The organism is Actinomadura sp. NBRC 104412, assembly GCF_030269515.1.
Lineage (GTDB): Bacteria > Actinomycetota > Actinomycetes > Streptosporangiales > Streptosporangiaceae > Spirillospora.
Window position 1 is genome coordinate 1 of the sequence record NZ_BSTM01000006.1, and the last position, 19,156, is coordinate 19,156.

General features: G+C 72.2%; 16 protein-coding genes. 9 read left to right on the forward strand and 7 right to left on the reverse strand.

Annotated elements, in window-relative coordinates:
• Positions 1 to 466 precede the first annotated feature (466 nt).
• The gene (locus tag QSK21_RS09695) at positions 467 to 934 is read left to right on the forward strand and encodes a PH domain-containing protein (protein ID WP_285695118.1); all 468 of its coding nucleotides are present in this window, start codon (positions 467 to 469) and stop codon (positions 932 to 934) included.
• A 188-nt stretch (positions 935 to 1,122) separates the two neighbouring features.
• Positions 1,123 to 2,562: a PH domain-containing protein gene (locus QSK21_RS09700; protein WP_285695119.1), complete on the forward strand. Its 1,440-nt coding sequence runs from the start codon at positions 1,123 to 1,125 to the stop codon at positions 2,560 to 2,562.
• A gap of 18 nt (positions 2,563 to 2,580) precedes the next feature.
• Here QSK21_RS09700 and sepH read toward each other — a convergent pair whose 3' ends face one another.
• Both sepH and QSK21_RS09710 read right to left on the reverse strand, forming a co-directional pair.
• On the reverse strand, positions 2,581 to 4,107 hold the full coding sequence (gene sepH / locus QSK21_RS09705) for a septation protein SepH (RefSeq protein ID WP_285695120.1): 1,527 nt from the start codon (positions 4,105 to 4,107) through the stop codon (positions 2,581 to 2,583).
• Between the two features lie 384 nt (positions 4,108 to 4,491).
• The gene (locus QSK21_RS09710; RefSeq protein WP_285695121.1) at positions 4,492 to 5,802 is read right to left on the reverse strand and encodes a D-arabinono-1,4-lactone oxidase; all 1,311 of its coding nucleotides are present in this window, start codon (positions 5,800 to 5,802) and stop codon (positions 4,492 to 4,494) included.
• A gap of 147 nt (positions 5,803 to 5,949) precedes the next feature.
• On the opposite strand from QSK21_RS09710, the gene QSK21_RS09715 reads away from it, so the two are divergent.
• Genes QSK21_RS09715 through QSK21_RS09725 form a run of 3 tightly spaced genes read left to right on the forward strand, consistent with a single transcriptional unit; the run spans position 5,950 to position 8,961 of the window.
• Positions 5,950 to 7,164: a lytic transglycosylase domain-containing protein gene (locus tag QSK21_RS09715; protein ID WP_285695122.1), complete on the forward strand. Its 1,215-nt coding sequence runs from the start codon at positions 5,950 to 5,952 to the stop codon at positions 7,162 to 7,164.
• A 55-nt stretch (positions 7,165 to 7,219) separates the two neighbouring features.
• On the forward strand, positions 7,220 to 8,149 hold the full coding sequence (locus tag QSK21_RS09720) for a ferrochelatase (RefSeq protein WP_285695124.1): 930 nt from the start codon (positions 7,220 to 7,222) through the stop codon (positions 8,147 to 8,149).
• The gene (locus QSK21_RS09725; RefSeq protein WP_285695125.1) at positions 8,146 to 8,961 is read left to right on the forward strand and encodes an inositol monophosphatase family protein; all 816 of its coding nucleotides are present in this window, start codon (positions 8,146 to 8,148) and stop codon (positions 8,959 to 8,961) included. The genes QSK21_RS09720 and QSK21_RS09725 overlap by 4 nt, the downstream gene beginning before the upstream one ends.
• 119 nt (positions 8,962 to 9,080) lie before the next feature.
• Here the strand turns inward: QSK21_RS09725 and QSK21_RS09730 are convergent, their stop codons facing one another.
• Entirely contained in the window at positions 9,081 to 9,257 is a 177-nt protein-coding gene (locus tag QSK21_RS09730) for a hypothetical protein (protein WP_285695126.1), read from the reverse strand.
• 249 nt (positions 9,258 to 9,506) lie between these two features.
• On the opposite strand from QSK21_RS09730, the gene QSK21_RS09735 reads away from it, so the two are divergent.
• Both QSK21_RS09735 and QSK21_RS09740 read left to right on the forward strand, forming a co-directional pair.
• Complete coding sequence (locus QSK21_RS09735) at positions 9,507 to 10,160, forward strand: response regulator transcription factor (protein ID WP_285695127.1); 654 nt, start codon at positions 9,507 to 9,509, stop codon at positions 10,158 to 10,160.
• Positions 10,157 to 11,596 (forward strand): sensor histidine kinase, encoded by a 1,440-nt coding sequence (locus QSK21_RS09740; protein WP_285695128.1) that lies wholly within the window; start codon positions 10,157 to 10,159, stop codon positions 11,594 to 11,596. Before QSK21_RS09735 ends, QSK21_RS09740 begins: the two co-directional genes overlap by 4 nt.
• Here QSK21_RS09740 and QSK21_RS09745 read toward each other — a convergent pair whose 3' ends face one another.
• The gene (locus tag QSK21_RS09745; RefSeq protein WP_285695129.1) at positions 11,597 to 14,536 is read right to left on the reverse strand and encodes an ABC transporter substrate-binding protein; all 2,940 of its coding nucleotides are present in this window, start codon (positions 14,534 to 14,536) and stop codon (positions 11,597 to 11,599) included.
• 81 nt (positions 14,537 to 14,617) lie between these two features.
• The gene (locus tag QSK21_RS09750) at positions 14,618 to 16,303 is read right to left on the reverse strand and encodes a serine/threonine-protein kinase (protein ID WP_285695130.1); all 1,686 of its coding nucleotides are present in this window, start codon (positions 16,301 to 16,303) and stop codon (positions 14,618 to 14,620) included.
• Positions 16,304 to 16,825: 522 nt separating this feature from the next.
• On the opposite strand from QSK21_RS09750, the gene QSK21_RS09755 reads away from it, so the two are divergent.
• Both QSK21_RS09755 and QSK21_RS09760 read left to right on the forward strand, forming a co-directional pair.
• Positions 16,826 to 17,122: a DUF4193 domain-containing protein gene (locus QSK21_RS09755; protein WP_285695131.1), complete on the forward strand. Its 297-nt coding sequence runs from the start codon at positions 16,826 to 16,828 to the stop codon at positions 17,120 to 17,122.
• Positions 17,123 to 17,152: 30 nt separating this feature from the next.
• The gene (locus tag QSK21_RS09760; protein WP_502871533.1) at positions 17,153 to 18,052 is read left to right on the forward strand and encodes a hypothetical protein; all 900 of its coding nucleotides are present in this window, start codon (positions 17,153 to 17,155) and stop codon (positions 18,050 to 18,052) included.
• 20 nt (positions 18,053 to 18,072) lie between these two features.
• On the opposite strand, the gene QSK21_RS09765 is transcribed toward QSK21_RS09760, so the two are convergent.
• Together QSK21_RS09765 and QSK21_RS09770 are read right to left on the reverse strand one after the other, a co-directional pair.
• The gene (locus QSK21_RS09765) at positions 18,073 to 18,684 is read right to left on the reverse strand and encodes a maleylpyruvate isomerase family mycothiol-dependent enzyme (protein ID WP_285695132.1); all 612 of its coding nucleotides are present in this window, start codon (positions 18,682 to 18,684) and stop codon (positions 18,073 to 18,075) included.
• Positions 18,685 to 18,734: 50 nt separating this feature from the next.
• Positions 18,735 to 19,022, reverse strand: a complete 288-nt coding sequence (locus tag QSK21_RS09770; RefSeq protein WP_285695133.1) for a DUF4235 domain-containing protein — start codon at positions 19,020 to 19,022, stop codon at positions 18,735 to 18,737.
• Between the last annotated feature and the right edge of the window lie 134 nt (positions 19,023 to 19,156).

Sequence of the window (19,156 nt, forward strand, 5' to 3'; positions counted from 1 at the left end):
CCGGCGCCGTTGGGGCCGAGCATGCCCAGCACCGTTCCTGTCTGGGCGGTGAAGGACACCCCTGCCAGCGCCTGGGTGTCCCCGAAGCGCTTCACCAGGCCATCGGCCTGGATGGCGTAGGTCATGTGATCTCCTAGATACCTGTGGACCGGACGTCTTTTCGGCACTGACGCGGCGGCCTGCAAAAGTTAGGCGAAGACCGGACGCCGCGCATCCTGTTTTTCCCGCCGGCGCGGGCACAGCGCAGACAGCGGGCCGATGTTCAAGCGGTCACTCTCGCACCCGGGTCCGACAAAACCGTGAGACCGGCGTCACCATCTCGAACGGGCAGGGAACGGGACGCCGTTCCCTGGGATCTAGACTCGTGCACGTGACGACGGTGCGGTCGACCCATCCAACCGGCGGCGGAGAAGGACCGCACCCGCCGCGCTTGAGGCCGCCCGCGCACCGCGTGTCGCCCCGCGCGATGGCGCATTGGGCCATCGAGGCGCTCCTCCTCTGGGGGCTGGCGTCCGGCCTGGCGTGGGGCGTGGCCGCCTGGGTCGGCGGCTCGGACTGGGACGACATCCCCGGATGGCTGAAGTCCAACATCTGGGTGTTGCCCGTGCTGACCGGGGTGGTGGGCGTCCTCATGGTGTTCGTCGCCCCCGTGTGGCGGTACCGCGTACACCGGTGGGAGGTCAGTGCCGATGTGGTCTACACCCGCACGGGCTGGTTCAGCCGCGAGTGGCTGCTGGTGCCGGTGAGCCGCATCCAGACGGTCGACACCAAGCAGGGGTGGATCGAACGCACCCTGGGCCTGGCCACGATCCACGTCAACACCGCCTCGCACACAGGGTCCTCCGAGGTCTCCGGGCTGTCGGCGGACGTGGCGACGCATATGGCGGAAGACCTCGCGCACCGCGCACACGCCCTTCGCGACGACGCGACATGAACGGCAGCGACCCGAACGGCCCCGGCCAAGGCCCACCTCCAGGGCAAGGCCCACCCTCAGAGCAAGGCCCGCGTCCCGAGCAAGGCATACGTCCAGAGCAAGGCCCGCGTCCCGAGCAGGGCACACGTCCCGAACAAGGCACGAGCGCCACCGCCACCGGCACCGGTGTCCGTACATCCGGCAACGGTGTGGACGAGCGTCCGGCGCCCGTACGGGCCCGGCTGCACCCGCTGACCTTCGTCGTGGGAGCGGCACGCGAAATGGTGGCGCTTCTGGCGGCGGGCGCTGCGGGCTTGGCCGTCGGCGGCCTGTCCACCGCGTTCTTCTTCACCCTTATCGGGCTCGGCCTCGGCTTGGCGTTCCACGTCATCGCCTGGGCCACGTTCACCTACACGGTGTACGAGGACCGCATCGAGTTGCGGCGATCCCTCATCGGGCGCTCGGTGACGACCATCCCGCGTGAACGGATCCGCGGTGTCGACATCAGCGCCACCCTGCCGCATAGGCTGCTGCGCCTGGCGATCGTCCATATCGACGCGGGCGCGGACGGCGGCGAGGGGACGCTCAACGCCGTCGCGCGGCACGAGGCGGACCGGTTGCGCGGCGTGCTGCTGGGACGTGGACCCGGTGCTCTGGGGGAGGCCGAGCCGCGCCGCGTGCTGGCCAGGATGCCGCCGCGCTGGTTCGTCTTCGCCCCGCTCAGCGGCGCCTACCTGCTGACCCCGTTCGCGCTGGCCGGAAGCCTGATCGGCACTCTGTACAACCTGAGCGACGACCTTGGGCTGATCACCCGCGAACGGTTGTCGGATCTGGGGCATGAGCTGGTCGGGCTGCCCACAGGCACCGTCCTGGCCCTGGCGGTGCTGTTCCTGCTGGCGATGCCGGTGACCTCGGCGCTGGCCTTCGCCGCGTTCAACTGGGACTTCCGTGTGTACGCGCGGGACGGCTCGGTCGTCGCCGAACGGGGGCTGGTCACCCGCCGCAGCGTCTCGCTCGAACGGCGGCGGATCCGCGGCGTGGAGCTGACCGACAACCCGTTCGAGCGACTCGCCGGGGTGCAACGGCTCGGCGCCCTGGTCACCGGCCTGGGCGACGCCGTCCAGAGGGGCCGCCTGTTCCCCGCCGCTCCGCGCCGCACCGCGGTGGACCTGGCCGGACGTGTCCTTGGGCCGGTACCGGGGCCGCTCGTCCGGCACCCGCCCGCCGCCCGGGGGAGGCGCATCGTCCGCGCCGTCGCGCCACCGCTGGGTTTGGCCGTGCTGGCGGTGTTCACGGGCCAGTCCTGGCTGGCCTACGCGTTCCTAGGGTTGAGCGTCCTCGCCGTACCCCTGGGCGTGGACCGCTACCGGCAACTCGGCCACGCCACCGATGAGTCACGCCTTGCCGTACGGTCCGGCTCCCTACGGCGACGGCTCGTCGTGGTGGACCACGACGCGGTGGTGGGCTGGCGCCTGCGCCGCACCCTCTTTCAGCGGCGTCTCGGCCTCGCCACCCTGGACGTCGCGGTCGGCGCCGGGGAGGGCGGCTACCCGGCCGTCGACATGGCCGAACATGACGCCGTCGCCTTCGCCGCCCGGATCACACCGACCTGGGTCGAACCCTTCCTGGACGGCGAACGGCGTCCCTAGCCGGTCCCCGGTCAGGGGTCACTCCGGGCGGCGGGCACCGAACATGATCTCGTCCCAGGACGGGACGGAGGCGCGCTTGCCCTTCGACTTGCGCCGGTTACGGGCCGGACGCTGCGGCGGGGCGGGGCTCTCGGTGGACGGCGCTGCCGCCGCCGCGGGCGGGCCCACGGGCTTGTCGGCGGGCGCGGGCGGCATGGACGGGCGTCCCGTGGCCTTCTTCTTCGCCGGCGGGCGGCCGCTCTCCCGATGCGCGGTGCGCTGAGGCTGGGTCTTGGCGGCCGGCTGCGGCTGCGGCGCCCGCTGAGGCTGAGGCGGCTTCTGCGGGGCCTTCTGACTCGCGGCGGGCTTCTCCGGCTCCGGGGAAGGCGCCTCTCGCGCGTCCTCCTCGTCCTTGCCCGCGTCCTGGTCGGGCCGCCCGGCCTCGGCCTCCGGCGCCTCGACGGTCTCCGTGGCCGTCTCCGCGGCGTCCGCGGCCTCGATCTCCGGCTCGGGCTTCGTGGTCTCTGGGGTCTCCGGGGCGGCCTCGGCCTTCTCGGGCTCGGCCTCTTCGACCGCCTCGACCCGCGGCTCCTTCTCCACGGCGGGGGCGGGCTTGGGCAGCGGCGCGGGCACGGGCCGTGACTCCGGCTCGGGCGGCGCGTCCTGGGCGGGCGGGCGCCTGAGCGGCCGCGAGGCGACCGGAGGCTCGCCCGCGAGACCGGGCCGGGACCGGGACTCGCCGCCGCGGCCCAGGTCGCCGAACTCGGCCACGGGCTCGGCGGCGCGCAGCGGCTCCTGCCGGGACGGCTCGACGCGCCGTTCGGGACGGTCCGCGGGACGCGGCTCGGGCCCGGCGCCGATCCCGCGCGGGGGCGGCGGCGCGGGCGCGGGCGCGCCAGGGGAGCCCAGGTCACGCGTGTCCGAGACGATCTTCATGGCGGGGCGGCGGGGCAGCAGCGGCGTGACGGTGTCGCCGAGATCGTCGTCGTCCCAGTCGACGGCGGTCAGCCGGGCCGCGACCTCGTCCAGCGGCGAGACGTGCCGGCGGCGCGGGTCGAACACCCACTCCGCCGCGTGCGGACGGCCGTTGTCGAAGAAGGACAGCCGGATCCGCCAGGTGCTGTCCTCGCACTTCCAGGAGTCCCACTCGACCTCGTCCAGGTCGACGCCGCCGCGGCCGAGACGTTCCTCGACGGTCTCGCCCAGCGGTGGCCCCGGGGTGGACTCGCCGGGACGGCGCACGGCCACCCGCTGCGCCTGCTGGGCCATGTACTCGCGCTCTTGCAGGACCGGCCCCTCGAACCAGCGGACGCGTTCGACCGGGATGCCGGCCGACTCGGCGATCTCCTCCGCGGTCTCGCCGGACCGGATGCGAGCCTGGATCTCCTTGGGGCGCAAGGGACTCTCCACTTCGATCTCGAACTGGCCGAGGCGGGAGAAGTGCCCACGGACCGCTGCACGCAGCCGATCGTCGACGGGCAGGGTGAACCGGGTGCCCCGGCCCGCGGTCGCCAGGACGAGGTACGTACCGTCCTCGCTGACCGCGACGAGGCGCAGCTCCTGCATGCGTGTCCTTCCTGCCCTTCTTGATGGCACGGAGGGTTCCTGGACGGCCCTCGCGGCGCCGGGCCCGCTGTCTGCGGGCTCGTGCCGGCGGGACGTCCGGTGCCCACCGAGGGCGCATGCGTGCCCTTCCCCCGGGTTCCCGAGTTTCTCCTTCGGACACACCTGCTGCCAGCACCGTACCCGGCATGTCCGAACATCGTCGCTCTCGAAGCCCTCTCCACTAGGCAGAAGAGGGCTTCATCAAGCTTGCCGGTGCCGAAGGCCGGAGCGCGGCGCGCCTGTCGAAACCTTGTGGATTCTTTTCCACACTTTGCCTCACCGGGGGTTGTCGCTCCAGTCCCAGGATGACTTCAAAACGCCCTCAGGGACGGCCTTGCGACGGACTCAGGAGCCGAAGACCTGGCGAGTGTAGGCGTTGGCGAACCGCCGCTCGGGGTCGAGATCGTTCCGTAGCGCCTGGAAGTCGCCGAAGCGCGGATAGACCTTCTCCAGGTACGTCGCGTCGCGGGTGTGCAGCTTGCCCCAGTGGGGGCGTCCTCCGACCGCGACCATGAGCTCTTCGACGCCCTTGAAGTACTCCATGTGCGGGTTCCGGTGGTAGACGTGCACCGCGATGAACGCCGTGCGCCGCCCGTACGCCATGGACAGCCACGCGTCCTCTTCGGGAAGGAGCCTGACCTCGATGGGGAAGCTGATGCGCCAGTCGCGCTTGTCGAACAATGCCCGCAGGTCCCGGAGCACTGGGACGAGGTCTTCGCGCGGGACGGCGTACTCCTGCTCCTTGAAACGCACCGTACGCGGGCTGGTGAACACCTTGTAGGAGGTGTCGGTGTAGGTACGCGCGCCCAGCGCCTTGGCCGAGATGCCGTTCACGAAGGGTGTGGTGGAGGGCACGCGGCGCGTGACCCTGTTCACCAAGCCGAAGACCGTGTTGGACAGGAGCTGGTCGTCCACCCAGTACTTGACCTTGGAGAGAGGCTTGGCGGGTCCTTCGGAACGGTTGTTGCGCTTGGTCAGGCAGCCGTCGGTGTGCGGGAACCAGTAGAACTCGAAGTGCTCGTTGTCCTGCTCGAACTCGTCCACGCGCTGGAGGACCTCGTCCCAGCGCATCGGCTCCTCGCGTGCGTGCAGGAGGAACGCGGGGACGGTCTGCCAGGTGATGGCGGTGATGACGCCGAGGGCGCCCAGCCCGGCGCGTGCGGCGTCGAACAGGTCGGGTCGCTCGTCCCGTGAGCAGGTCACCACGGTCCCGTCCGCGAGCACCATTTCAAGCCCGGCGACCTGGGAGGCCAGCCCCGCGACGTCTCGTCCGGTGCCGTGCGTGCCCGTCTGGAGCGCCCCCGCGACGGTCTGCTCCTGGATGTCCCCCATGTTGGCCAGGGCCAGCCCGTGCTCGTCCAGGACCTTGTTGAACGCGTGCAGGGGAAGGCCCGCCTCGACCGTCACCAGGCCGCTGTCGGTGTCCACGGAGCGGACGGCGGTGAGACCTCCCGGGCGCAGCAGGACGCCCTCGGCCACGGCGGCGCCGGTGAAGGAATGGCCGGTCCCGGTCATCCGCACGGTGTGACCGTCGGCGGCGGCGGTCCGGACGGCCGCGGCCACCTCCGCCGTGGTACGGGGGGTGCTGACGCGAAGCGGCGTGGCCCGCTGGTTCCCGGCCCAGTTATGCCAGGAATGCGTACTACGGGGGGACATGGCAGGACTCTACTGCTCGTCCTTGCCTGCCCGGCACGCGAACCTCCGATGACGTACCATCCGGTAGCTCCGGCACCTACTCCGCCGTAACGCTCGCCGTAACACTCCGCCGCAACCCGGTTGCGACGACACTCGTTGGGAATGGATGTGGCTTCTCCGAAGGTGAGGCAGCGCCAGACCGCCGACCCGCCCGGTTCGAGCTCCCGTCCTCAGGGGCACGACCCAGGGCTGCGCCGGACCGCCCTCGGGATCGCTCTGCTGACCGCCGTGACGCTCGGAGGGGGCGTGTACGCCGCCGTGGCGACGACCGGTGAGGATCAGCGCGGCCAGGCCAGGACGCAGGGCGCCGCGCCGCCCGCCGGGGAGCCGGGCGGGCCGGTGACCGCCGGACGGGGCTCCACCGGCCAGGTGACCAACGTCGCGGTGGGCAGCAAGGTCGCCCCGCTGCGCCGGGTGGTGCCGCCGGACGTCCTCGCGGTCGGACGCGCGCCCATCGACCAGCGGCGGATCCAGCGGATCGCCAAGCTCGGCCGGGTCAAAGACGTGATCGCCGTGGCGGGCGGTGCCGTCCAGTTGCAGGGCCGGGCGGTGAACACCTTCGCGGTCGACCCGTCCACGTTCCGCTCCTGGACGCCGCCGGGCACGGCCAAGGCGAACCAGCTATGGGAGGCCCTGGCCGCCGACCAGTTCGTGGTGTCCACGGCCGCGGCGGAACAGCTCAAGCTCAGCAGGGGCCTCCCCTATCCGGTCGTGGGACGGACCATGCCGAACCTCGTGATGGGCGGCTCCGGCTCCCTGGGCCTGCCGGGCATCGACATGCTCGTCCACCAGAAGACAGGCGCGTCGATGGGGCTCGTGCCCAACATCGCCGTGCTCGTGAACGCCCCAGGGGTGGAACCCGCCACCACGGCACGCGCGGTGAAGCGCATCCTCGGCAATGAAGCCGACGTGGTGAACCTGCACGAGCGGCGCTACCAGTCCACAGGAGGCACCTACCTCGATCTCTACAAGAAGGCCGCCAAGACCTGTCCCGGGCTGTCCTGGACGGTGCTGGCCGCGATCGGGCAGGTGGAGAGCGACCACGGCCGGAACGCGGGCCGCTCCAGCGCGGGCGCCCTCGGTCCCATGCAGTTCATGCCCGCCACGTGGCGGGCCTACGGCGTTGACGGGGACCGCGACGGCAAGGCCGACATCATGAACCCCTACGACGCCATCCCCGGCGCCGCCCGCTACCTGTGCGCGAACGGCGCGGGACGTGGGGGACAGGCCCTCTACCAGGCCATCTTCCGCTACAACCACGCCCACTGGTACGTGCAGAAGGTCCTGGCCCTGGCCAGGGCCTACGCCGCTCACTACAAGTAACGCCACGGGAAGGGGCCGGTAGGGAGCAGCGCGCCGCGGCTGGTTGGATGGAGGCATGAGTCGAGCGAGCACGTATGACGCGCTGCTCTTGGTGTCCTTCGGCGGGCCCGAAGGCCCCGACGACGTGATCCCGTTCCTGGAGAACGTCACCCGAGGCCGCAACATCCCGCGCGAACGCCTGGAGCAGGTGGGGGAGCACTACCACCTGTTCGGCGGTGTCAGCCCGATCAACCGGCAATGCCGGGAGCTCAAGGCCGCCATCGAGGCCGACTTCGCCGCGCACGGCCTGGACCTGCCGGTGTACTGGGGAAACCGGAACTGGGACCCCTACCTGGCCGACACCGTCAGGCGCATGAAGGACGACGGGATCCGGCACGCCGCCGCGTTCGTCACCTCCGCCTACAGCGGATACTCGACCAACGACCAGTACATGGAGGACATCGCGCGGGCGCGCGCACAGGTCCCCGACGCCCCCTTGATCGACAAGCTGCCGGTGTACTGCCTGCGCCCGGGGTTCGTCGACCCGTACGTGGACGCGGTGCGCGACGCCCTGGCGGAACTGCCCGCCGACGCGACCCGGCGGCTGGTGTTCACCGCGCACAGCGTCCCCCTGTCCCAGCCGGGACGCGAGGACTACGTCGCCGAGCTGAACGAGGTCGCCCGGCGGGTGGCCGGGCGCGCCGTGCCCGGCGGCCCCTGGACGCTGGCGTACCAGAGCCGCAGCGGCCCCCCGTCCCAGCCCTGGCTCGAGCCGGACATCGTCGACCACCTGGAGAGCCTGGACGCCGAGGGGGTGACGGCGGTCGCCGTGGCGCCGATCGGGTTCGTGTCCGACCACATGGAGGTCGAGTACGACCTGGACATCGAGGCCGCCGGCCGCGCCGCCAAGCTCGGGATGGCGTTCGCCCGCGCCCGCACCCCGTACACCGACCCGCGCTTCGTGGCGCTGCCCCGCGAGCTGCTGCTGGAGGACGGAGCGAGATGAGCGGCCTGCCGCAGGACCTGCTGGACCTGGCCGTGGCCACGGCCAGGGAGGCGGGCCGGATGCTGATCGACAAGCGCCCGGCGAGCGGTCCCGACGTCGTCCAGACCAAGTCCAGCCCCACCGACGTGGTCACCCAGATGGACCGGGCCGCCGAACGGCTGATCAGCGAGCGGATCCGGGAGGCCCGTCCCGACGACGGGTTCCTGGGCGAGGAAAGCGGGACCCGGGTCGGCGCCAGCCGCGTCCGCTGGGTGGTCGACCCCATCGACGGCACCGTCAACTACCTCTACGACCTGCCGGACTGGGCGGTCTCCATCGCCGCCGAGCTGGACGGGGAGACCGTGGCGGGGGTGGTGGAGATCCCCCGGCGCGGTGAGACCTACACCGCCGTCCGGGGCGGCGGCGCCTTCCTGCACACGGCCTCTGGTGAGACCCGGGAGCTGCGGTGCAACTCCGGCATCCCGCTGAACCGGGCGCTGGTCGCCACCGGGTTCGGGTACGCGCCCGAACGCCGCGCGCACCAGGCCACGGTGCTCACGGGCGTGCTGCCGAACGTCCGGGACATCCGGCGCGGCGGCTCCTGCTGCGTGGACATGTGCTCGCTGGCGGCCGGGCGGGTGGACGCGTACTACGAGCGCGGCGTGCAGGCGTGGGACATGGCGGCGGGCACGCTGATCGTCGAGGAGGCGGGTGGCCTGGTGGGCGGGCTGCACGCCACCGACCCCGGGCCCGAGCTGATCATCGCGGCCGGTCCCGGCACCTTCGAGGCCCTGCACGATCTCCTGGCCCCGCTGGACCCCGCGCACGACTAGAGCACGACATAGAGCACGATCGGCGCGCCGGCGCGGCACCGGCCTGCGAGCAGGGACGAAACGGGGGCGGGTGTGTCGGGCGCTGCTCCCGGTACACCCGCCCCCGGAAACTCGCGTTCCTAGTCGCAGCGGGGTGGTTCGACGCCGATGTCGTGGTTCGCTGCGATCCGGCGCAGTTCCTTGATCTCCTCCTGGCGGATGTCCGCCAGGTAGATGTCGCCATCTGCGTGGGCGTGGCGCAACGACTCGTACGCGTCGTCGAGCCGCTGCTGGATCATGCGTGACAGTTCGCCCATGGGCCTCCCTCCGGATCAGGCCCCTTCTACCCAGCCTTACAGTGGAAATAAACCTGTTTGGTCCCGGTGACATCGGGATGATTTTCCGATGTCGTCCGGGCGTCCCGTGACGGCTTCCTGAGCTGGGCCGATTCCAGCCCGCCCCCCGTCCGGGACGGCTTACGGGCGTCTTACGGGCGCCGTGGGATACCTGGATCGTGGACGGCCCCCGCACCCCTGCGGCGGTCCGCCCTGAGTGAGGGGGACGCAGTGCGTGTTCTAGTCGTCGAGGACGAGCGTGTGCTCGCCGACGCGATCGCCACCGGCCTGCGCCGCGAGTCGCTGGCGGTGGACGTGGCCTACGACGGCGGGGGCGCGCTGGAGCGGGCGGGCGTCAACGAGTACGACGTGATCGTCCTGGACCGGGACCTGCCCAGGGTGCACGGCGACGACGTCTGCAAGCAGCTTGTGGCGCAGCGCTACCCGGCGCGGATCATCATGCTGACCGCCGCGGGCGAGCTGGACGACAAGGTGCAGGGCCTGTCCATCGGCGCCGACGACTACCTGGCCAAGCCGTTCGCCTTCGCCGAGCTGATCGCCCGCGTGCGCGCCCTGGGCCGCCGCGCCGTCGCGCCGCTGCCGCCCGTGCTGGAACGCGCGGGGATCACGCTGGACCCGGCACGCCGCGAGGTGTCCCGCGACGGCCGTCCGATCGACCTGACCCGCAAGGAGTTCGCGGTCCTGGAGGTGCTGCTGAGCGCGGACGGCGCGGTGGTGAGCTCCGAGCAGTTGCTGGAGAAGGCATGGGACGAGCACATCGACCCGTTCACCAACGTGGTCCGGGTGACGATGATGACGCTGCGCAAGAAGCTGGGGGAGCCGCCCGTGATCGAGACGGTGCCGGGCGTGGGGTACCGCCTGTGACCTCCGACCCCGCGGCCGAGCAGCACGCCAAGCCCGCGGCCGAGCAGCACGCCGCCCGGCCCGCCGCCGAGCCGCGCCCAGCCGAGCCACCTCACGCCACACAGCCATCTACCGCCACAGAGTCACCTTCCGCCACGGAGCCGTCTCCCGCCACCGCGCCCGCGCCGGGCGCGTACCAGACCCGTCCCACGACCGGCCCCATGACCGCGGGCTACCAGGCCGGTCCCACGGCCACCTACCCCGGAGGCATGGGCAACGGCCGGCCCCGGGGCGGGGGAGCGTTCCACGGCGACATGCGCGGCCTGCCCAGCAGGGTCAGCGTGCGGCTGCGGCTCACCGTGCTGTACGGCCTGCTGTTCTTCGCGGCAGGGGCGCTCCTGCTGTGCGTGACCTACTTCCTGGTCGGGCAGATCCTCGACCAGGTCTTCCCGAGCGGCTACCTCATCCACACCCCCACGCGGTCGCTCGACCCGGAGGTGCTGAAGGAACTCACCATGCGGCAGCTCGTGGGGCGGTCGCTGCTGGCGCTGGCCGGAGTGGGGATCATCGCCCTGGTGGTCGGCTACTTCGTGGCCGACCGGGCGCTGAGTCCCCTGCAACGGGTCACCTCCACGGCGCGCCGGCTCTCCGAGAGCACGCTGCACGAGCGGATCGCGTTGGAGGGCCCCAACGACGAGATCAAGGAGCTGGCCGACACCTTCGACGCGATGCTGGAGCGGCTCGGGCAGGCGTTCGAGTCACAGAGCCGGTTCGTCGCCAACGCCTCGCACGAGCTGCGCACCCCGCTGGCGATCAACCGGACGCTACTGGAGGTGGCGCTCGGCGACCCGGAGGCGTCCGACGACCTGCGCGCCGTCGGCCGGACCCTGCTGGCCACCAACGCCCGGCACGAGCGGCTGATCGAGGGCCTGCTGTTGCTGGCCCGCAGCGAGCGCGAGCTGACCTCCCGCACCCCGGTGGATCTCCAGGACGTCGCCGCGACCGTGCTGGAGAACATCGCGCGCCGCGGGGACGAGCGCGAGCACGAGGTGAACGTCCACCAGGAGCTGACCTCGGGCTTCACGCAGGGCGACCCGGTGCTGCTGGAGCATCTGGTGTCCAACCTGGTGGACAACGCGATCAAGCACAACGACGACGGCGGCGAGGTGTGGGTCCGCACCGGGATGCTGGGCGGCTACCCCACCGTCCAGGTCGAGAACACCGGGCCGGTGGTGCCCGGCTACGAGGTGGAGCGGCTGTTCGAGCCGTTCCGCAGGCTGAACGCCGACCGCGTCGACTCCGCCAAGGGCTCGGGGCTTGGCCTGTCCATCGTCCGGTCCGTGGCGCGTGCCCACCGGGGGTCGGTGCACGCGGCCCCGCGCCAGGGCGGCGGCCTCATCGTGACGGTTCGGCTGCCGATCGGCCCCGTCCCGGCCGCCCAGCCGACCCGGACCTGATCACTTGAAGGCGGCCGTGGCCAGGGTGGGATGGCCCTCGTGGTCCATCTCAAGGCCGGTGAACTTGTCGCTGCGCAGGGCGGCGCTCGCCAGGTACACGACGGGGATGAGCGCCATGTCGCCGAGCGCGACCGTCTCGGCCTGGATCAGGCGCTCGCTTCGCTGGGTGGAGTCGGGTATGCGGGTGGCCTCGTCCAGGAACCGGTCGAACTGCGTGTTGCGCCATCCCGAGAGGTTGGTCCTGCCGTTGTCGGGGGTGGCGACCTGGTCACTGCTCAGCAGCGGTTCCAGGATGCCGCGTCCGGACGGGTAGTCCGCCTGCCATGAGAACAGGGCCAGCCCCTCGGCGTCCTCCGCGGCGATCTGCTTCAAGTAGGCGCTTAGATCCGCGCTGTACTTGACCTCGACCTGCCACCCCAGATTGCGCTGGAGCTGGTCGCGCACCGCCTCGGCCAGTCTCCGCTGGTACGGGGGCGTGGTGCGCGCGTGCAGCGTGATCCGGTGGCCGGGCAGGAAACCGGCCGCCACGGCGCGTTGCCTGGCTCGGGCGGCATCGGTCGCCTCGCAGGGCAGGCACACCCGTACCTTGCGGCCGAGGCCGTTGATCGAGGGCGGGACGATGGTGGTCGCGGGAGGGTAGACGCCCGCGTACACCAGGTCGCTGACGGCCTGGCGGTCGAGCGCCTCGGCCACCGCGAACCGCGCTTCCTTCTTGCTCATCGTGCCGCGCCTGGTGAGCGGGACGAGGTAGTGCAGGCCGGGCAGGGTGCGCTTGACCAGTTGCCGGTTGCCCTTCACCGAGGCGAGGCCCTCGGTGTCGAGCGTCGCCCAGTCGCTCTGCCCCGCTTCGAACCGCGCACGTCCCGTGGCCGTCGCCTCCGCGGTCAGGTCGATGGTCACCCGGTCCAGCTTGGTGCTGCCGAAGGCCCAGCCGTCGTTGCGGGCGAGCACGATGCTCCGGCCGGGGACGTGGTTCTCCAGTTTGAACGGCCCGTTGCCGATCGGCTGCCGGTTGTAGGCGGCGTTGTCGTACCGCCCGGCGGAGGCGGGGACGGGGGCCAGCGTGGGATCGGCCAGCCGCTGCGCGAACCCGCAGTCGGGCTCGGTGAGGGTGACCCGGAACTGGCGTCCACTAGCCTGGAGCCCGGACATGGTCTGGCTCCGGCCGCCCTGCACCTCGGTGAATCCGCGGACGCCGCCGATCAGCGTGGAGGCCAGGCTGCCGGGGTCGGCGGCGGTGCGGTTCCACGCCCGGACGAACGCGTCGGCCGTGATCTCCTCACCGTTGCTGAAGGTCATGCCGGGCCGCAGGTCGATCGTCCAGCTGGTGCAGTCGGAGTCGGGTGCGATCCGGGCGGCCAGCCGGTTGCGGAGCCTGCCGTCGGCGCCCACGTCGACCAGCCCGGTGAACAGGTGCTTGGTCACGATGCGCTCGGTGCCGAACAGCGCGCTGGAGGGGCTGAGGTCGTTCTCGCCGGAGACCGTCGACAGCGCCATCCGTAGCTGCCCGCCGGTCCTCCCGCCGGTGCCGTCCTCTCCGGACGGCTCCTCACCGCCGCGCAGCTGCGCGATGATCACCGCCGCGATCACGATCAGCGCGGCCAGGGCGGCGCTTCCGGCGCTCGCCAGGATGCCCGTCCCCAGCTTCCTGGGCCTGCCCGCATAGCCCCCCGGGCCTGCCGGGACTTCGGGGCCTTCGGGGACTCCGGGCGGTGGCGGTGCCCCGAACGGTTCGGGCGGCCGGGTGGTCGGCTGCCCCCATTCCTGCTGCGGCGGTGCAGGCGTCCAGAGGTTCCGCTGCGGGAACGAGGCCGGCGCCGGGGGAGGCGCATGCGGGAAATTCTGCGGGGGGGCGAGGTGCTGCGGAGGCGAGTCCGGCGGCAGAGGAGGTGACGGCACCGCCAGGTGAATGACGGTGTGGGTGGCCGCGGCCTCCGCGCCCTGGTTGAGCATGGCCTCGGACTGCGCCTCGGGGGTCTGCGTCTCGGGGCCGCCGTCCTGGGCGCGGGGCAGGCTCCCGGCCAGGTGCAGCAGGTGGGTGAGGATCTGCTGCGACGACGGCCGGTACGCGGCCTGCTTGGTGAGGCACGCCTGGACGAGCCCGCGCAGCGGCTCGGTCAGCGAGCCCAGGTCGGGCGGGAAGTTCAGGATGCGGTGCATGACCGTGGGGATGGAGTCCTGCCCGAAGGGCGGGCGCCCGGAGGCCGCGTAGATCATCGTGGCGCCCCACGCCCAGATGTCGGCCTGCGGGCCGATGGGGGCGCCGGTGATCTGCTCGGGGGCCATGTACGCCGGGGTCCCGACCGCGGTGCTGGACAGCGTGCCGGTGGCGTCCAAGGCCCGGGCGATGCCGAAGTCGATCACGCGCGGGCCGTCCGGTGCGAGCAGCACGTTGGCGGGCTTGAAGTCGCGGTGGACGACGCCGGCCTGGTGGATCGCGGCGAGCGCGGTCATCGTCCCGATCGCGAGGCGGTCCAGGTCGGCGCCGGAGCGGGTGCCGTCGGACGCGACCACCTGTGACAGGGACGGCCCGTCGATGTACTCGCTGACGATGTAGGGGCGGTCGCCCTCGACGTCGGCGTCCAGGATCGGGGCGGTGCAGAACGCCGCGACGCGCCGGGCGACCTCCAGCTCGGCCGCGAACCGCGCCCGCGCCCGCGCGTCCCCCGTGAGCCGCGCGTGCAGCAGTTTGACCGCCACCCGCCGGGGCGCCTCCTTCTCCCCGGCGGCCTCCTCCTCGGCGCCCCCGTCCTCCCCGGCGGCCTCGTCGCCGGGAGCCTCCCTCGCGGAGACCTCCTCTGAGACTTCCTCTGAGACTTCCTCTGAGACCTCCTCGCCCAGGTAGACCGAGCCCTGGCCGCCCTCGCCGAGCAGGCCGACGAGCCGGTACGGGCCGAGGCTCCGGGGATCCCCCGCGCGCAGTGGGGCGATCTCGGGCATCGCTCTCCTCGAAGACCGGAGGACCGTGACGACCCGGCGCGTGGGCGCCGGGTCATCCGGTCGGGTCCGCTGGTTGGCCGGTCAGCTCTTGGTGACCGTCCCGAAGGCCGCGTAGGTGGAGTCGTACTGGTTCTGCTTCCACTCCCAGCGCATGGTGACCGACGTGATGTTCTTGAACGTCACGTAGCCCGGGGCGCACTGGGTCTCGGACTGGCCGGCCAGCGGCGTCTCCCGGTACACGACCTCGCCGTCGTCCTCGTCGCTCGACAGCAGCGTCAGCCGCGTGGTGCAGGTCGGGCTGCTGGTGTAGGTGTAGGTCGCGATGCCGCTGCTGCCCAGCATCGAGAACCGGGTCTGGAAGCTGGTGCGGCCGGTCCCCGCGCCGGGCTGGAAGCCGGTGCCGCGCCACGTGCCGATGATGCCGCTGCTGAGGCTGAAGGTCGGGGTGGGCAAGGTCGGCGAGTACGTGCTCGGCAGGGTGAACGGCGGATCGTCGTCGTCGCCGTTTGCGGCGATCACAATGATCAGCACCGCGATGACCAGCACCGCGAGCACGGCGCAGCCGACCCCCACGATCACGGGCGCGTTCGAGGACGACCGCTGCTGCGGCGGGTACGGCGGGCGCGGTGGCGCCGCCATGCCGCCGTGCTGCACCGGGGGTGGCTGCTGCATGGCCATGGGCGGCGGCGTGGCCCCCTGCCCCTGGTACATCGGCATCGGCGGCGGCGTGATCGGCTGCGGTGGCGGGGTGGTGGGCCCGGGGGGCGCGCCCTGGTGCATCGGCATGGGCGGCGGGGTGATCGGCTGGGGCGGCGGCGTGGTCTGCTGCTGGTACTGCGGCGGCGGCGCCGGGGGGACGGGCGGTGGCGCCGGCATCTGCGCGGCGATTCTGGTGCCCTGGTTGAGCAGGTCCTCCTGGCCCGCGGACGGGTTGGCGGGCGCCGCGCCGACATGGCCGAGCAGGTTGAGCAGGAGCTGCGCGGCGGGCGGGCGCAGACCCGCGTCCTTGGACAGGCAGCGGCCGATCAGGTCGCGCAGCGGCCCGGCGGGCAGCGCCGACAGGTCCGGCTCCTCGTTGAGGATCCGGTTGATGATCACGGGCAGCGTGTCGGCCTCGAACGGCGACTGCCCGGTGCCGGCGAACACCATCGTCGCGCCCCAGGCGAAGATGTCCACGGCCGGGGTGAGCGGCGCGCCGGTGAGCTGCTCGGGCGCCAGGTAGCCGGGGGTGCCGACGACCATGCCCGTCGCGGTGACCGCGCTCTCCTGGGAGTTGACCGTCCGGGCGATGCCGAAGTCGACCACCCGGGGGCCGTCCGCGGCCAGCATGACGTTGTTCGGCTTGAAGTCGCGGTGCACGATCCCGGCCTCGTGGATGGCGGCGAGCGCCGTCACCGTGCCGATCGCCAGCCGTTCCAGCTCGGCCGCGCCGCGCGGCCCGTTGTGGACGACCACGTCGTGCAGCGAGGGGCCGTCGATGTACTCGCTGACGACGTACGGCTGGTCGCCGTGCACGTCGGCTTCGAGGACCCGGGCGGTGCAGAACGGCTCGACCTTCTGCGCGGCCGTCACCTCACGGGTGAACCTGGCGCGCGCGGCGGGGTCGCCGGCCATCTGGGCGTGCAACAGCTTGATGGCGACATAGTCGCCGTTGCGGGCCCTGCCGAGGAAGACCGCCCCCTGGCCGCCCGCGCCGAGTCGTCCGACGACCTCGTACTGACCCAACGACCGGGGATCGCCTGGCTCCAGCGGAGCGGCATCCGGCATTTCGACCCTCCATTGACCCGCAGTGATGTGCCGCGTGACGTCGGTGATGCGAACCGCCGTGGGCGGCCCCCTGAGCGGGCCGCCCTGGCAAGCGCCGTGGCTTTGTCTCGGGGGCCCGTTTTCTCCAACCTCAAGCGGGCACGATATCGCGTTAGTTCAGACGTTTCACCACCGTGTGCGGTTCGCTGGAAGCCCGATATCTCCGGGGCGGTGGCCGACCGCGGCCGGGTCGGCGCGCGCGATCGGCGGCGGACCGATATGATCCCGCCCGCGGTGCGAAGCCCGGGGGACGTCCCGGCCCTGATCAGGTCCGCGATGGCTGTCCGGTCATGTGATGTAGGACACAAAGGCGGGTGGTGATCCCGGTGACGGGTGTCACCACAGGGAACCGTCGCGCCTTGTGTGCCGTACGCCACTGCCCGTGACAGAATTTCCCGCCCGGATCGGGCACAACTGCGGCCCTCCGTGCGTTAGATCCGCGCGACGGGGCGCATAAAGCACTGAGGGGGATGGAGATAGAAGATGGCGACCGACTACGACAGCCCGCGTAAGACGGACGACGACCTGAGCGAGGACAGCCTCCAGGAGCTCCAGGCCCGCCGCGCCGACAAGGCCGCGAGCATCATCGACGAGGACCTGGACGCCGGCGAGGTCGCCGAGCTGCCGGGCGCCGACCTGTCGAACGAGGAGCTGACCTTCCGGGTCGTCCCGAGGCAGGCCGACGAGTTCACCTGCAGCCGGTGCTTCCTGGTGCATCACCGCAGCCAGCTGGCCACCGAGAAGAACGGCCAGCCGATCTGCCGCGAGTGCGCCGCCTGAGCGGGCGGATCACAGCGGAGGTAGGTGCCGTTGACCGGCGATCCCGAACGCCACGACGACCATGACCACCACCCTGGCGGCGGGCCCGCGCCCGACGCGGAGCGGCACGAGACCGGACTCGTGCCGCTCGAACCCGACCGCACCGCCGAGATCGGCGAGCTGATCGGACGGCTCTCCGCCGAGGACGACATGGACCGCGAGACCCGTGGTCGCCTGCTGGGCCGGCTGGCCCGCCTGCTGGGCCAGAGCGCCCGCAGGGCAGGCGCCGCGGGCGTGGCGCGCGGCCGCTGGCTGGCCGACCTGATGGTGGAGGCCGCGCCGCACATCCCGATCCGCGACCTGGAGACGCTGAGCGCGCACCACCACGGCCTGACCGGGGAGGAGCTGGCCGACAGCGTCGTCCGCGTGGCCTCCAACGCCACGACCACGGTCGGCGCCGCCGCGGGCGCGCTGGCCGCCGCCGAGTTCGCCGCCCCGCCGCTGTTGCTCACCGCGCCCGCCCAGCTCGCCGCCGAGACCCTGGTCGTCGCCGCGATCGAGGTCAAGATGATCGCCGAGCTGCACGAGGTCTACGGGGTGCGGATCGAGGGCACGGGCACGACCAGGGGCGTCGCCTTCCTCAGCTCCTGGGCGCGCCAGCGCGGCATCAACCCCCTTGAGGCCGGATCGTTCACCAGCGCCCTGGGGTCGGCCGCCAAGGCGGCCCTGCGCAAGCGCCTGCTGCGCACGTTCGGCCGCAGCATGACCACCCTCGGGCCGTTCCTGACCGGCGCCGCCGCCGGTGCGGTCCTGAACCGCACCGCCACCAAGGGCCTGGCCGCCGCCGTCCGCGCCGACCTCGCCGACGGCGTTCCCGCTCCCCCGCCTCCACCCCCGCTCCCCGGCTCCTTTCCCGCCCTCAAGCGCGCCCCGCGCAGGAAGAGGCGGTAGCGGCGGGGACGGCCGGACGGTCAGGCGAACCGGAGTTCGCCGGCGACCGAGTCGCGGCCGGCCAGCCACATGCCGAGCGCCTCGCGGGTGCCGTGGACGTCGCCGTCGCGGGCCGCCGGGAGCGCGAACGGGCGGTGACCGTCGGTCGGGACGAGGCGGTGGCGCACCACGCGCCGGTTCGTCCACAGGCTCAGTTGCAGGCCCTCGCGGAAGATCGCGGTCGCCATCTCGTCCGGCACCTCCCGGTGCAGTCCCAGGCCGCGGACGATGTCCTGGTGATGGATGGCGAGGTCGCCGAGAACGACCAGGCCGCCGAGCCGTGAGGTGGGACTGGGCGAGGCGGCCCAGTGCCGGGCCCATTCCATCAGGCGGTGCCGGGGCATCCTCCTGACCCGTGCGACCTGGCCCTGGTTGGCGGCGGTCACCCGCAGCCCGTACGGGAGGTACGAGCCCAGCAGGTAGTCCACCCCGATGAGATGGCCCAGGACGTCGCGCGGCGACCATCCGGCGCACAGCGTGGTGCCGGAGGTGAAGTCCTCGTCCGACAGCTTCTCCAGCGTCTCGATCAGGCGGACGCGCTCGGCGCGCAGCGCGGTGTCGAACGGCAGCGTGATCCTGTCGATGAGAGGCATCGTGGCCGGTCCCTTCGTGTCTCGCGGGACCGACCACGATACGCAGAACGTCAGGTCTCGGTCCTGAGTTGGGACGGCAGTTCGCCCGTTCCCTTCGCCCACTGCCGGGCCGCCGCGCGGGTCGCCAGCAGCCGGGCCAGCTCCATCCCGATCCCCATCACCACGACCCAGCCGATCGCCTCGCTCAGCGCGACCTCGGGGGACTCGGGGTTGGTCGGCGGCTCCTTGCCGGTGCTCTTCTTCCAGGCGAATGCGATCGCCTTCTTGGCGACGAAACCGCCCGCGAAGGCCGCGCCGGCGGCCATCACCCGCCAGCCGAGGTCGCCTCTGTCCGCCATGATCGTCCTTCCGTCGTCCGCGTCCCTGCCGACGCTACCGGAACGGCATCCCCCGGATGACCTTCGCCATGCGCGGCGGGCGCGGAACCGTGGACCCTGTAGGCGAAACCCGTGGTCGGCGGGGGCGGAGCCGT

Bases quoted from the DNA above. Each gene is read 5' to 3' on its own strand.
- QSK21_RS09695 (WP_285695118.1), top strand. From the start codon at position 467: ATGGCGCATTGGGCCATCGAGGCGCTCCTCCTCTGGGGGCTGGCGTCC.
- sepH (WP_285695120.1), bottom strand. From the start codon at position 4,107: ATGCAGGAGCTGCGCCTCGTCGCGGTCAGCGAGGACGGTACGTACCTC.
- QSK21_RS09710 (WP_285695121.1), bottom strand. From the start codon at position 5,802: ATGTCCCCCCGTAGTACGCATTCCTGGCATAACTGGGCCGGGAACCAG.
- QSK21_RS09720 (WP_285695124.1), top strand. From the start codon at position 7,220: ATGAGTCGAGCGAGCACGTATGACGCGCTGCTCTTGGTGTCCTTCGGC.
- QSK21_RS09725 (WP_285695125.1), top strand. From the start codon at position 8,146: ATGAGCGGCCTGCCGCAGGACCTGCTGGACCTGGCCGTGGCCACGGCC.
- QSK21_RS09730 (WP_285695126.1), bottom strand. From the start codon at position 9,257: ATGGGCGAACTGTCACGCATGATCCAGCAGCGGCTCGACGACGCGTAC.
- QSK21_RS09745 (WP_285695129.1), bottom strand. From the start codon at position 14,536: ATGCCCGAGATCGCCCCACTGCGCGCGGGGGATCCCCGGAGCCTCGGC.
- QSK21_RS09750 (WP_285695130.1), bottom strand. From the start codon at position 16,303: ATGCCGGATGCCGCTCCGCTGGAGCCAGGCGATCCCCGGTCGTTGGGT.
- QSK21_RS09755 (WP_285695131.1), top strand. From the start codon at position 16,826: ATGGCGACCGACTACGACAGCCCGCGTAAGACGGACGACGACCTGAGC.
- QSK21_RS09765 (WP_285695132.1), bottom strand. From the start codon at position 18,684: ATGCCTCTCATCGACAGGATCACGCTGCCGTTCGACACCGCGCTGCGC.
- QSK21_RS09770 (WP_285695133.1), bottom strand. From the start codon at position 19,022: ATGGCGGACAGAGGCGACCTCGGCTGGCGGGTGATGGCCGCCGGCGCG.